At 64.7% G+C, this 13,628-nt stretch carries 11 protein-coding genes and 1 other RNA gene; 8 read left to right on the top strand and 4 right to left on the bottom strand.

Annotated elements, in window-relative coordinates:
• The first annotated feature begins 55 nt into the window (after window positions 1-55).
• Window positions 56-2,500 carry a TonB-dependent receptor gene (locus WJW29_RS16485; RefSeq protein ID WP_113084340.1) on the top strand — a complete coding sequence of 815 codons (2,445 nt, stop codon included), beginning with the start codon at window positions 56-58 and terminating at the stop codon, window positions 2,498-2,500.
• Window positions 2,501-2,534: 34 nt separating this feature from the next.
• Window positions 2,535-4,451, top strand: a complete 1,917-nt coding sequence (locus tag WJW29_RS16480) for an amylosucrase (RefSeq protein WP_011407762.1) — start codon at window positions 2,535-2,537, stop codon at window positions 4,449-4,451.
• Window positions 4,452-4,617: 166 nt separating this feature from the next.
• Here WJW29_RS16480 and WJW29_RS16475 read toward each other — a convergent pair whose 3' ends face one another.
• The 3 genes from WJW29_RS16475 to rsgA form a co-directional block, all read right to left on the bottom strand.
• Entirely contained in the window at window positions 4,618-5,298 is a 681-nt protein-coding gene (locus WJW29_RS16475) for a type 1 glutamine amidotransferase domain-containing protein (RefSeq protein ID WP_011407761.1), read from the bottom strand.
• Window positions 5,299-5,450: 152 nt separating this feature from the next.
• On the bottom strand, window positions 5,451-6,713 hold the full coding sequence (locus WJW29_RS16470; protein ID WP_011257938.1) for a flavohemoglobin expression-modulating QEGLA motif protein: 1,263 nt from the start codon (window positions 6,711-6,713) through the stop codon (window positions 5,451-5,453).
• Window positions 6,713-7,804: a ribosome small subunit-dependent GTPase A gene (gene rsgA, locus WJW29_RS16465; RefSeq protein ID WP_011257937.1), complete on the bottom strand. Its 1,092-nt coding sequence runs from the start codon at window positions 7,802-7,804 to the stop codon at window positions 6,713-6,715. Before rsgA ends, WJW29_RS16470 begins: the two co-directional genes overlap by 1 nt.
• A 153-nt stretch (window positions 7,805-7,957) precedes the next feature.
• Between rsgA and WJW29_RS16460 the strand changes: the two genes are divergently transcribed.
• The 4 genes from WJW29_RS16460 (at window position 7,958) to WJW29_RS16445 (ending at window position 11,158) form a co-directional block, all read left to right on the top strand.
• Window positions 7,958-9,229 carry a pyridoxal phosphate-dependent aminotransferase gene (locus WJW29_RS16460; RefSeq protein ID WP_011257936.1) on the top strand — a complete coding sequence of 424 codons (1,272 nt, stop codon included), beginning with the start codon at window positions 7,958-7,960 and terminating at the stop codon, window positions 9,227-9,229.
• Entirely contained in the window at window positions 9,229-9,867 is a 639-nt protein-coding gene (locus WJW29_RS16455) for an SGNH/GDSL hydrolase family protein (RefSeq protein WP_011407760.1), read from the top strand. Before WJW29_RS16460 ends, WJW29_RS16455 begins: the two co-directional genes overlap by 1 nt.
• Before the next feature lie 322 nt (window positions 9,868-10,189).
• Window positions 10,190-10,861, top strand: coding sequence for a class I SAM-dependent methyltransferase (locus WJW29_RS16450; protein ID WP_011407759.1), 672 nt, complete (start codon window positions 10,190-10,192; stop codon window positions 10,859-10,861).
• Window positions 10,862-11,081: 220 nt separating this feature from the next.
• A non-coding RNA gene (locus WJW29_RS16445) (sX9 sRNA) lies at window positions 11,082-11,158 on the top strand.
• A 4-nt stretch (window positions 11,159-11,162) separates the two neighbouring features.
• On the opposite strand, the gene WJW29_RS16440 is transcribed toward WJW29_RS16445, so the two are convergent.
• Entirely contained in the window at window positions 11,163-11,954 is a 792-nt protein-coding gene (locus WJW29_RS16440; RefSeq protein WP_011407758.1) for a polysaccharide deacetylase family protein, read from the bottom strand.
• A gap of 45 nt (window positions 11,955-11,999) precedes the next feature.
• Between WJW29_RS16440 and grxD the strand changes: the two genes are divergently transcribed.
• Together grxD and WJW29_RS16430 are read left to right on the top strand one after the other, a co-directional pair.
• Window positions 12,000-12,926, top strand: coding sequence for a Grx4 family monothiol glutaredoxin (grxD, locus tag WJW29_RS16435; RefSeq protein ID WP_011257932.1), 927 nt, complete (start codon window positions 12,000-12,002; stop codon window positions 12,924-12,926).
• 331 nt (window positions 12,927-13,257) lie between these two features.
• Window positions 13,258-13,593: a DarT ssDNA thymidine ADP-ribosyltransferase family protein gene (locus tag WJW29_RS16430; RefSeq protein WP_011407757.1), complete on the top strand. Its 336-nt coding sequence runs from the start codon at window positions 13,258-13,260 to the stop codon at window positions 13,591-13,593.
• The last annotated feature ends 35 nt before the right edge of the window (window positions 13,594-13,628 follow it).

Here is a 13,628-nt window from a genome sequence, read left to right as displayed (position 1 = left end):
GAGGGGACGATGCAGGCGTCGGCACACCACCATCCGTGAGAGAGAGAGAATCGCAATGTCCACCTTGCACACCCTGCGCCTGCATGCCCTGGCCTGTGCGGTCGTTTCCTGCCTGTGCGCGCCTGCCGCGCTGGCCCAGGACACCGCTGCCGCTGCACGGGCTGCCGACAGCGCCGCGGTCAACCTGGATTCGGTGTTCGTCACCGGTACCTCCACCGCCACCACCAAATTGAAATCCAGCGTCTCGGTCAGCACCGTCGGCGCCGAGGCGATCGAACAATCGGCGCCACGCAGCACCGCAGAAATCTTCCGCAACATTCCCGGCATTCGCTCCGAATCCAGCGGCGGCGAAGGCAATGCCAACATCGCCGTGCGCGGTTTGCCGGTCGCTTCCGGTGGCGCAAAGTTCCTGCAGCTGCAGGAAGACGGACTGCCGGTCATGGAGTTCGGCGATATCGCCTTCGGCAACTCCGACATCTTCCTGCGTTCGGATTTCACTCTGGACCGCATCGAAGCCATCCGTGGCGGCTCGGCGTCCACCTTCACCAGCAATGCGCCCGGCGGCATCATCAACTTCATCAGCAAGACCGGTGACACCGCAGGCGGCAGCGTCGGCGTGAGCCGCGGTTTGGACTACGACAACACCCGCATCGATTTCGACTACGGCGCACCGTTCGCCGAGCAGTGGCAGTTCAATATCGGCGGCTTCTTTCGCCAGGGCGACGGCATTCGCGATGCCGGCTACGGCACCGACAAGGGCGGCCAGCTCAAGGCCAACCTGACCCGCCTGTTCGACAATGGGTATGTCCGCCTGTACGGCAAATACCTCAACGACCGCGCCGCCGGTTACCTGCCGGTGCCGGCCTCGGTGCGCGGCAGCGACGGCTCGCCCAACCTGGGCCGCCTGCCCGGCTTCGACCCCGGCCGCGACACCTTGTACAGCCCGAATTTCCGCAGCGACATCGGCCTGGACGGCAACAACGGGCCACGCAGCACCAACCTCAGCGATGGCATGCATCCCATCTCGCGCACGCTGGGTGCCGAGGCCTGGTTCGACCTCGGCAATGGCTGGAACCTCAGTGAGAAATTCCGCATCGCCGACAACAGCGGCCGCTTCGTAAGCCCCTTCCCGGTCGAAGTCAGCGATGCTGCGACGTTGGCGGCCGCCATTGGCGGCGGCGGCGCACAGCTGATCCAGGCGACCGGCCCACAGGTTGGCCAGGCCTACTCCGGATTAGCCGTGCGCACGCACCTGTTCAACGTGGCGATCAACGACCTGGGCAATGTGGTCAACGACCTGAGCGTCTCGCGCGAATTCGGCGGCGACGGCCGCACATTGAATCTGCGCATGGGTTACTACACGTCGCGCCAGACCATCGACATGGACTGGACCTGGGATTCGTACGTGCAGAGCCTGGGCCGCGAGTCGCGCTTGCTCAATGTCGTCGACGCCAACGGCACTTCGCTGTCGCGGGGCGGTCTGTACGCGTACGGCACGCCGTTCTGGGGCGACTGCTGCGTCACCCGCAGCTACGAAGTGCGTTACGACGTCAACGCCCCCTATGTTGCGCTCACCTTCGACAGCGGCAAGTTCAGCGTCGACGGCAGCCTGCGTTACGACATGGGCGATGCGCGCGGCAGCTACAACGGCACCGCCATCGCACAGAACCTGGACGTCAACGGCGATGGTGTGATCCAACCGGTGGAACAACGCGTGGCCACCGTCGACACCACCAACTCGCGCCCGGTGAACTACGACTGGAATTACCTCTCGTACTCGCTGGGCGGCAACTACTTGCTCACCGACGACCTGGGCGCCTTTGCGCGCATCAGCCGCGGCGCACGCGCCAACGCAGACCGCTTGTTGTTCGGCGTGGTCCGCGACGACGGTTCGGTGTCCACCAATGAAGGCGTCAACGTGGTGCGCCAGGCCGAAGCCGGCTTGAAGTGGCGCCGCGACGGACTGAGCCTGTTCGCCACCGCGTTCTCTGCACGCACCCAGGAACAAAACTTCGAAATCACCAGCCAGCGTTTCTTCAACCGCAGCTACGAAGCGCACGGCGTGGAGCTGGAAGCCAGCTACCGCTACCAAGGTTTCACCGTCAACGGCGGGCTGACCTGGACCGATGCAGAAATCTCGCGGGACCAGATCACCCCGGAAAACACCGGCAATGTGCCGCGTCGCCAAGCCGATGTGGTGTGGCAGCTCACACCCAGCTACCGCGGCGATCACTACCAGTTTGGCGTGAACCTGATCGGCACCACCGATGCCTACACGCAGGATTCCAATCAGTTGAAGATGCCCGGCTACACGCAGGTGAACCTGTTCGGCGATTACCGGGTGACCGATGCGCTCACCGTGGCGCTCAACGTCAACAACCTGTTCAACACCTTTGGCCTGACCGAAGCAGAGGAAGCGACCATTCCGGCCAATGGCATCATCCGCGCGCGTTCGATTGCCGGCCGCACCACCAGCATCAGCCTGCGTTACGACTTTTAAGGACCCCGCGCCGGGTCCTGCCCGGCGGTTTCTAATGAGCACCTCCCCGATCAATTCCACCATACTGCGCGCGGCCTTTGCCGCGCCGCTGGATCCGCAACGCGCCGCCATTGTGATGGCGCGCTACGACCAGCACGCACCGCGTTTGCTGGATGCCTTGCAGACGTTGTACGGTCAGCGGGCCCACTATGCGCCGTGGTTGACGCAGTGGCTGGGAGAACTGGGCGATCTCGCCCGGCAACGCCCGCAAGCGCTGCAGACCCTCGACAGCACACGGCACGCCGGTTGGTTCGGCGAACAGCACATGCTCGGCTACAGCGCCTACGCAGACCGCTTTGCCGGCACGCTGCAGGGCGTGGCCGAACGCGTGCCGTATCTGCAGGAACTGGGCGTGCGTTACTTGCATCTGCTGCCGTTCCTGCGCGCACGTGCCGGCGACAATGATGGCGGCTTTGCGGTCAGCGACTACGGCCAGGTGGAGCCCAGTCTGGGCTCCAACGACGATTTGATCGCACTCACCACCCGCCTGCGCGAGGCTGACATCAGCCTGTGCGCGGACTTCGTCCTCAACCACACCGCCGACGATCATGCCTGGGCACAGGCGGCGCGCGCCGGCGATACGCGCTATCTGGATTACTACCACCACTTTGCCGACCGCAGCCTGCCCGACCAGTACGAAAGCGCCTTAGGTCAGGTATTTCCGCACACTGCGCCCGGCAACTTCACCTGGGTGGACGACACCGCGCAATGGATGTGGACCACGTTCTATCCGTATCAATGGGATTTGAACTGGAGCAATCCGGCCGTGTTCGGCGACATGGCACTGGCGATGCTGCGGTTGGCCAATCTGGGCGTGGAAGCATTCCGCCTGGATTCCACCGCCTACCTGTGGAAGCGCACCGGCACCGATTGCATGAACCAGCCCGAGGCGCACACCTTGCTGGTGGCGTTGCGCGCGGTCACCGATATCGTCGCGCCATCAGTAGTAATGAAGGCCGAAGCCATCGTGCCGATGACGCAACTGCCGCCGTACTTCGGCAGCGGCGCGGGCCAGGGCCATGAATGCCATCTGGCCTACCACAGTACCTTGATGGCGGCGGGCTGGTCGGCACTGGCATTGCAACGCGGCGATATTTTGCACAACGTCATTGCGCACAGCCCGCCGTTGCCGCGCAATTGCGCATGGCTGAGCTATGTGCGTTGCCACGACGATATCGGCTGGAATGTGCTGCAGCACGAAGCCGCGGGCAATGCAGCGCAACCGCCGTTTTCGCTGCGCGATGTGGCGCGTTTCTATGCCAACGCGGTGCCGGGCAGCTACGCGCGCGGCGAGAGTTTCCAGAGCAGCGGCGACGGCGTGCACGGCACCAACGGCATGGCTGCCGCATTGGCAGGTATCCAAGCCGCGCAGGAGGCAGGCGATGCTGCAGGGTTGGCGGTTGCCGTGAATCGGCTGATGCTGCTGTATGCCATTGCGCTTGCCATGCCAGGTGTGCCGCTGATCTACATGGGCGACGAATTGGCGATGCTCAATGACACCAGCTACCGCGACGATCCGCATCGCCAGCATGAAGGCCGTTGGTTGCATCGGCCGGCGATGGATTGGCGGCTTGCCGCGCAACGGCACGATGCAGAGAGCCTAAGCGGCACGGTGTACCGCCGTTTGCGCGGATTGATCCAGCAACGTGCCGCGTTAGGCGCGTTGGCAGCAGATCACGCACTGGGCAGCATTGCGCTGGATGATCCTCGCCTGTTCGCGTTGAGCCGTGGCGAAAGCTTTCTCGCCGTGCATAACTTCAGCGATCAGCCGCTTGAGGTGGAGCTTGCCGCGATCGGTGATGGCTGGGAGCTGTTGGCGATCGGCGATGACGTGGATGCCGCCGCGCCGAGCGACAACGTCTCGCTTGTGCTTCCGGCTTACGGCGTGCGTTGGTTGCAGCGCGGTGCCTGACGCCTGCCGGTGGTGATGGGCTGAGCGCTAAATTGCGGCATGTCGGGTCAATCGCACCCTCACCCCAGCCCCGGTACCTACTCCGGCAGGCGCGCAAGTAGCGCGCGTGCCGGGCTTGGCTCCCTAACGGGCGAAGCGCTTCCGCAGGATCAATAAAACTGCCAGATCAGCGCTTCGCCAATTCGAGCAAGGTTTCTGCGGTCTTCTCGGACGAGGCCGGGTTCTGGCCGGTGACCAGGGTGCCGTCGGTGACCACATGCACGCCCCAATCCGCGCCCCTTTCGTAGTTGCCGCCGAGTTCGGTCAGCACGTCTTCGACCAGGAACGGCACGATTTTGGTCAGGCCCACGCCCTCTTCTTCGCCATTGGTGAAGCCGGTGACGCGGCGGCCATTGACCAGTGGCTTGCCGTCGCTGCCCTTGACCCGACGCAGGGCGCCCGGTGCATGGCAAACCAAGCCGTGCGGCTTGTTGGCCTTGGCGAATGCTTCAATCAGCGCGATGGAATCGGGATCTTCGGCCAGATCCCACAGCGGGCCGTGGCCACCCGGGTAGAACAGCACATCGAAGTCGTCGGCCTTGATGTCGGCCAGGCGGTGCGTGCTTGCCAGTGCCTTCTGCGCATCCTGGTCCTGCTTGAAGCGCTTGGTGGCGTCGGTTTGTGCGTCGGGCTCGTCGCTCTTCGGATCCAGCGGCGGCTGGCCACCCTTGGGCGAGACCAGGGTGATGTCAGCGCCCGCATCCTTGAACACGTAATAGGGCGCTGCGAATTCTTCCAGCCAGAAGCCGGTCTTCTTGCCGGTGTCGCCCAGCTGGTCGTGGGAAGTCAGCACCATTAAAATTTTCATCGCATTGCCTCGCGTCATGGCCCGATTGGGCAAGGCGGCCAATGTGCCGTTCAGCCCGTTGCAGCATCGTGTAGAGCACATCGCGCGGATCGTATTTATTCGTGAATGTAGTGTGCGTCGCGGTGCGGTACAGTTGCGGGCCGCCGCTTGTCTTACACATTCATCGCCGGCGGCTGCAGCTGATCCATGCGGATGCGGTTGGCGAACAACGAGAACGCCAGCATGCCGGCCAGCCCGCTGACGCGGCTCACCCACGGCGGCAACCAGCGTGGGGCCACCAGTACCCCGCTGTCGAACAACGGCGCAAAGCGCGCCACATCGCCCAACGCCATCTTGCCGGCGAACAGATAACGACACAGCTGTAGCTGGTCGCGCTGCAAGGAATGGCGGAAGAAGGTGTGCACCGCGACCAGACCGCGCAAATACACGGTGTCCTTGGTGAAGGCACCGCCGCCACTGGTGGGCACGCCGCGGAACACGCGCTGCGCCGAGGAAAAACTTTCCGCAGCGCTCTGCCCGCCTGCGGTGAAATAACGGAAGACCTCGATGAAATCCGCACCCGAGCGTGCCATCGCAATCGCTTCGATACGCAGGCTGATGCGCTTCATGCGTTCGATATCGATGCTGCCGGTGATCTGCTCGGCGAATGTGGCCAAGCCTTCCTGCGTGGCAGTCGTGCGCGGCGAGGAAATCCCCAGGCTGGGCAGATGCACCTGCGCACGGCCATTGAGTGCGGTCAGCGAATGCACCAGCGCTTCATGATGAAACAGCTGCGCGCGGTCGTAATCGCTGAACGTGGCGCCGGTACGCAAGCGAATGCGGTGCGCTCCAGCGGCCGCCTTGGCAAGCAGATCCGGATCGAGCACCACGGTGATCACGCGCCCTTCAAAAAACGCATCCAGGTCGTTCTGCAACTGCATGCGTAGGGCCGTCGCCGACACCGGAACCTGCTCTTCCGGCGCCATCAGCTCGCGATCCAGTTCCTGCGCGATCTGGATGAAATGCCGCGCCGCTTCACGCGTGGTCGGGCCATTGCCCGGCATCGGGTCGTCGGGCGCGCCGAACAACTGCGCCGAGTAATCGCTGACCGCGCGGGTGCCTAAGGATTCCAGCAAGCCGGCCGCAAGACTCCAGCTATGCGCCGAATCGATCAGGTACGCGCCCAGCGGATGATGCGGGTCGGCGTCCTTGGCGATGGCGGCCAGTTCGCGCCGGGTGTCGCCGAAATCCAGCGATGGATACTCGACCTGCGGCAATTCCGGCTGCCCGCGCGCCACGCTGTCGAGAAACGGCTCCTGCAGCGAGCGCGGCCAGCTCGCCAAGGCCAGCAGGCGCACACCGCGCACGGCCTTGACCAAGCGCGCATCCAGCGCCGCGTGACGGACGATGTCTGGCGGCCCCTTGCGCGATGGCATCAGCGCCGTCCGGGACGATCGATACTGGCCGGCCGCTTGCCCGACCCTTTGCCGCGATTGTTCTGCGCAACGCGGGTGGCGAGCTTTTCGGCAGCGCTGGCCACTTCCACCCGCAGCTTCATGTAATTGGCCACCCGCTCCGGATCCAGCAAGTCGGCCTCGATTGCCGCGCGCACCGCACAGCCTGGCTCGGCGATATGCGCGCAATCGTTGAAGCGGCACTGCGCCGCCAACGCCTCCACATCCGAAAAACCGCCTTCGGCCAGATCCTCTTCGCCGGTCGGCTTGAGCTCGCGCATGCCGGGCGTGTCGATCAGACACGCACCGGACGGCAACGGAATCAACGCGCGGTGCGTGGTGGTGTGACGGCCGCGCGAATCGTTTTCGCGCACCCCATTGGTCTTCATCTTCTCGGTGCCCAACAGGGTGTTGGTCAAGGTCGATTTGCCCGCACCGGACGAGCCCACCAATACCGCCGTACGGCCATCGCCCAGCCACGGCCGCAGCGCAGCCACGCTGGCCGGATCCTTGGCATTGACCGCGCGCAACGGAATGTTCTGCGCCTCCAGCTCTTCCAGCACCGCCAACGCATCCTCGGCATGTTCGGTCTGATCGGCCTTGGTCAGCACCACCACCGGCTGCGCACCGCCGCCGCCCACCAGCAACAGATAGCGCTCGATGCGACGCGGATTGAAGTCCGCATCCAGCCCGCACACGATGAACACCGTATCGATATTGGCCGCGATCACCTGCTGGTGGTAATGCGCGCCGGCCGCCCCCCGCTTGATCGAAGTGCGCCGCGGCAGCAGCGCCACGATGCGCTTGCCCTCCATCAACACCCAATCGCCCACCGCCGCCCGCTCATGGCTGGGGAAGCGCGGCCGCTGCCACTCCGGCAACGACTCGGCCTTGAGGCTGGCCTCCGGCGTATCGGCCACCACATAGCCGGTGCGGTGCTGCTCCACCACCCGCGCCGGCAGCGCCTGCGGATGCGCGGCGAAGACTGCCTTCCAGGCCGCCTCTTCAGGCGGCCCCGGCCAGGGCCAGCCGATGGATTGGAGGGTGGGGTAATCGGGGGAGATGTCGCTCATGGGGCGATTCTAGCTGGCTGGCCGCAGCGGCTTGTGCAATCGGGTCCTGCCGGGCGGCTCACGCGCCACTTGACATCGTTGCCGATGCAAGCATGTCCGCTTGTCATATTTCCGATACCATGCCAAGTCTCACGCCTACAACCGGCCCGTCGCATGTCCACTGCCCCGCAAAAGCCGCTCGCCATCCGCGAGCGTCTGTCCGAAGTCCGCTACGAAATCCGGGGCGAACTGGCGCGGCGAGCGCGGGAGTTGGAGGCGCAGGGCCGCAAGCTGATCAAGCTCAATATCGGCAACCCTGGTGCATTCGGCTTCCGTGCGCCGGAGCATCTGCAGCGTGCCATCGCCGACGACATGGGCCGCACCGATCCATACACCCATCAGCAAGGCCTCCTGGAAGCGCGCGAAGCGGTCGCCAAGGCGTATGCGCGACGCCAGCATCCGGACGCGCATCCGGACCGCATCTTCATCGGCAACGGCGTCAGCGAATTGATCGATCTCTCGCTGCGTGCGCTGCTCAACCCCGGCGACGAAGTGCTGGTGCCCTCGCCCGACTATCCGCTGTGGTCGGCGGCGACCATTCTCAACGATGGCCGCCCGGTGTATTACCGCTGCGCGCCGGAGAATGGCTTCCAGCCCGACCCGGTGGAGATCGAGACGCTGGTGTCCTCGCGCACCCGCGCCATCGTGCTGATCAATCCGAATAACCCCAGCGGCGCCAGTTATTCGCGCGCGCTGCTGGAGCGCATCGTTGCAATCGCCACCAAGCACAATCTGCTGCTGCTGGTCGATGAGATCTACGACCAGGTGCTGTACGACGGCGCGGCCTTCGTGCCGGTCGCACCGCTGGCCGGTGCACACCCTTGTATCACTTTCAGCGGCCTGAGCAAGGTGCATCGCGCCTGCGGTTGGCGCGTGGGCTGGGCACTGCTGTCGGGCGACCAGGCGCGCATCAACGACTTGCGCAATGCGATGGACCTGCTCGGCGCGCTGCGCCTGTGCGCCAACGTGCCCGGCCAGTACGCCATCGATGCGGCGGTGAACGGGCCGGACACCATCTCGGCGCTATGCGCGCCAGGTGGACGTTTGTATGAAACCCGCCGCGCGGTGATCGAGGCCTGTGCGGCCAGCGAGCATCTGTCGCTGGTGGCACCGGCCGGTGCACTGTATGCGTTCCCGGCGGTGGTGGGTGCGGCGGCGCGCAACTTCGACGATCACGCGTTCGCACTGGATTTGATGAACAAGGAAGGCGTACTGGTAGTTCCCGGCTCCAGTTTCAACGTGCCGTATCGCCATCATTTCCGCGTGACACTGATGCCGGAAGCCAGTGTGATGCGCGATGTGTTCGCTCGTATCGACCGTGCACTGGCACGCCGCGCCGAAGCGGTCACCAAGGTGGTTCCACTCAAGTCGCGCAGCGTGGCGTGATGGCTGCGCCTGGCGCGCCGCTGCGCTATCTGGCGCTCGGCGATTCGTACACCATCGGCGAAGGCGTTGCGCCCGCGCAGCGCTGGCCGATGCAACTGGCGGATGGGTTGCGCGCTTACGGTTGGAACGTGACGCCGCCGCAGATCATCGCCACCACAGGGTGGACCACCGACGAATTGCAGGCCGGGATCGACGCCGCTGCGCCGCAAGGTCCGTTCGAACTGGTGAGCCTGTTGATCGGCGTCAACAACCAGTACCGCGGACGTTCGCTGGATGAGTACCGCCGGCAATTCGATACGCTGCTGCTACGTGCAATTGCATTTGCAGGCGGTCATGCCGCACGCGTGTTCGTATTGTCGATTCCCGATTGGGGGCTGACCCCGTTTGCACGTGCGCAAGGCGGCGATGCCGCGCTGATCGATGCCTTCAACGCGATCGCTGCGGATCGCTGCAACGCGCATGCGGTGCGCTTTGTCGACATCACCGCCACCAGCCGCGATAGCGGCGATGCGGTGGACATGCTGGTGGACGACGGCCTGCATCCGTCCGGCGCGATGTATGCGCGTTGGACAGCATTGGCGTTGCCGGCCGCGCGCGATGCGCTGGGGGCGGTGGGATCATTGGACACAACTGTCTAACCCAAGCAGTGTTCGGCGCGCATCTGCGCACTGCTTTCGCGTACGAATCTCCGTACCTGCATCTGCGGCACGGGATATGGCCCGTGATCTCAGTTGCTTCGCTGATGCGTAGATGCGGCTGGCACTCGCACGCGCGTCTATGCACGCGCCGCAGCACCGCGTCATCGCGTGCGATTTCGAAAAATAGCGCCCTTTCGAACACGGCCATGGCGCTCAAAAACGCCGATCGGCCCTACCCCAATCCGCCCGACAGGCCCTAAGCTAGCCGCGCAGCACGCCAGATTGCCAAGGAACGACATTGCACACCACCGCCACCCAACCGATGAGCCGCGCGCAGGCGCTGAAGATTGCAAGCGCGTTTCTGCCGCCGCATCCGCTGGGTAACCGCTACGACTACTACTACACCCAAGCCAAACTGCGCACCGACCCGCTGTACCCGGGTGTACTGGCCGAGTTGCGCGATACCACGGCGCCGGTGCTGGATCTGGGCTGCGGGCTGGGCCTGCTGGCCCATGCCCTGCGTGCGGATGGTCAGGCGTTGGCGTACCACGGTGTGGATGTGGATGCGTCCAAGATCCGCCGCGCGCAGCACATTGCACAACGTTCGAACCTGGGCAACACCAGGTTCGAAGTGGTCGATCTGAGCGTGGCGTGGCCACAGCATCAGGGCAGCGTCACCATTCTGGATATGCTGCAGTATCTGCAGTCGGACAAGCAGGCCAGCCTGCTGCGCAGCGTGGCGCAGATGCTCACCCCCGGCGCGAAGCTGGTGATTCGTAGCGCATTGGGCGATGCCAGCAGCCGCGGCCGCACCAGCCGCGTCACTGATGTCTTGGCGCATATGAGCGGCTGGATGCAGCGGATGCCGCGCAGCTATCCCACCCGCGACAGTCTGCAGGCGCATCTGGAGGCGGCCGGTCTGCGCGCCACGTTTGCGCCGCTGTACGGCAACACGCCGTTCAACAACTGGCTGATCGTGGCCGAGCCGCGCTGAGCACTTGCGCTAACGGCGACGAGTCCCCCCCTAACGAGCAGTCGTCGACTAGCGATGGAAGGCGCGAAGGAACTGGCGTGTACAGACGGCACGTGCCACCACCCAACATCGGCCGCGCCCGCCTTGCACTGAGCACGGTCGTTTTCATGGTTACGCGCAGAGCGGCTAACAAAACGACGGTGCAGCCAACAGGCAGGCGCGGCCGGTGCTCGAAATCGGCATGTACCAGGCGTCCACTGCGGTTGTGAGCGCGCCGTCCGCGCCCACCTGACAGCTGCTCGCGACGTGTTATTAGCCGCTCTTAATCCGGCCGCCGCCCCACCAATCCGCGCGCCTGCATCGCGTCCAGCACGCCGCGCAGGATGGTGAGGTTGTGGCCGTGTGCAGCGCCTTCGTGCAGCAGCACGATGGCGCCGGGCTGCAGGTCGCGCACGATGCGGGCGATAGTGGTGTCTGGCTCGCAACGCACGCCGTCGAAACCGCGCGCGCTCCAGGCCACGCGGGTCAGCCCGTGCGCACGCAGTTGCGAGGCGACAAAGGGGTTGGTCATGCCGACCACTGAGCGGTACAGGCGTGGCGCCTGGCCGGTGATGCAGGCCAGCACGCGCTGCGCCTGACCGATTTCCTGCGCCATGCGGCGCGGCCCCAGCGCCCAGAACCAGGCCTGCGGGTGGGTGTGGCTGTGATTGCCGATGCCATGCCCGCACCGCACCATATCGCGCACCAGTTCGGGCCGCTGTTGGGCGCGTGCGCCCACCACGAAGAACGTGGCCTTGGCGTCGTATGCATCCAACAGGTCGAGGATGGCCGGGGTGTCGTCGGACGGGCCATCGTCGATGGTCAGCCAGACATGCGGCGCGCGGCCGGGTAACCGCGCCAGCACCGGCGCATACAGCCGCGCGCGCGGCAAAAACACCGGGACCACGAACAGCGCATGCGACAGCAGCAGCGCCAGCAGCCCCCAGCCCCAGCCCCGGTGCCACCACAGCAGTGCTACCGCTGCCTGCGAGAGGGCCAACAGGCCCACCCAGCGGTACGGGTGAGAAGGGGTGCGATACAGCGTTTCCGACGTGGTCATGCCGCATGATGCCATGCGGCGTAGAATGAACGCCTTCCACGCCCCCACCGAAGTGCCGCCATGTCCCTCGATCCCGCCCTGCGTTCCCGTATCGATACGCTGCTGCAATCCAGCCGCGTGGTGCTCTTCATGAAAGGCCAGCCCGGCATGCCGCAGTGCGGTTTTTCGGCCAAGGCGGTCGGCGTGCTGGACGGTCTGGGCATCGACTATGCCCATGTCAACGTACTGGCCGACCAGGAAATCCGCGAGGGCATCAAGGTCTATGGCGATTGGCCGACCATTCCGCAGCTGTATGTGGACGGCGAGCTGATCGGCGGTAGCGACATCATCCTGCAGATGGCCGACAGCGGCGAGCTGAGCAGCATGCTCGGCCTGCAAGCACCCGACCGCACCCCGCCCAAGATCACCATTACCCCCGCTGCGGTCGAGATGCTCAAGGGTGCGCTGGCCGACGCGCCGGATGCCTCCTTGACGCTGTCCATCGATGCCAACTTCCAGCCCAACTTCCAGCTGGCACCGACCAATCCGAACGCCATTGCCGCTGAATCCAACGGCCTGCGCGTGCAGTTCGACCTGGCCAGCGCGCGCCGCGCCGACGGCATCACCATCGATTGGGTGGACGACATCCGCGGTCGTGGCCTGGCCATCGACAACCCCAACGCGCCCAAGCCGGTGCAGGAGCTGTCGGTGCGCGATGCCGACGACCGCCTCAAGGCCGGCAGCCTGACCCTGGTGGACGTGCGCCCGGCCGATGAGCGTGCGCTGGCCTCCGTGGCCGCGCCGTTCCGCACCCTGGATGCGCACGAGCGCGCTGCGATCGAACAGCTGCCCAAGGACACCGCGCTGGCGTTCCTGTGCCACCGCGGCGGACGCAGCCTGCAGGCCGCCGAACATTTCCGCAGCCTGGGCTTTACCAACGTCTACAACGTCACCGGCGGCATCGATGCGTGGTCGGACGACGTGGACAATGGCGTGGCGAAATACTGAACAGAACTCCCAGGTAAAGCCACCGCAGTTCCCAGTGAGTTACCAGCACGGGACTGGAACGGGCGCTCCACAGAGCGTCCGTTCCTTCGTTTTCACCGTAGCTACAGACATACGTGCCACTAGACCGCACCGAATCCTGATAGGACCTTTCCGTCGAATGCTTAGAGCCAGATCACCATGCCCCCTTGCATTCGCACACCGATCCCACCGTTAGTGACCAATCGTTTGCGCCACGATTGGAGATTCCACCGAGAAGCTGCCGATGACGATCTCAAGTAGCGGTTCACGCATCGACGCGGCGGCGGCCTAAGCCCGGAATTGGGGATGACGGATGGCTGAGCATTACTCCAAACTCAACCCAAAGAACGCCCTGATCTGGCGCATCACCCACCGGGGCAATCTGCCGTGGATTCTGGACAACGGTCTGCACTGTGGTAATGCCGCTGTGCAGAGTTCGAGTTGGGTGAGCATCGGCAACCCAGAACTGATCGACAAGCGCTCCAGTCATCCTGTACCGCGTCCACCGGGCGGCTTCTTAAACGATTACGTGCCGTTCTACTTCACTCCGTTTTCGCCGATGCTGCACAACATCCATACCGGCTGGGGTGGAATCCCAAGGCGGCCTAATTCTACTGTGTTACTAAATACGAATCCGTTGGTAAGGTGAGACCCCGCAACACGGGCAGTGTGGGAGGCTTCTGG

The sequence above is a fragment of the Xanthomonas sp. JL1 genome, from assembly GCF_038405005.1.
This window is presented reverse-complemented; position numbering and strand designations above follow the sequence as displayed.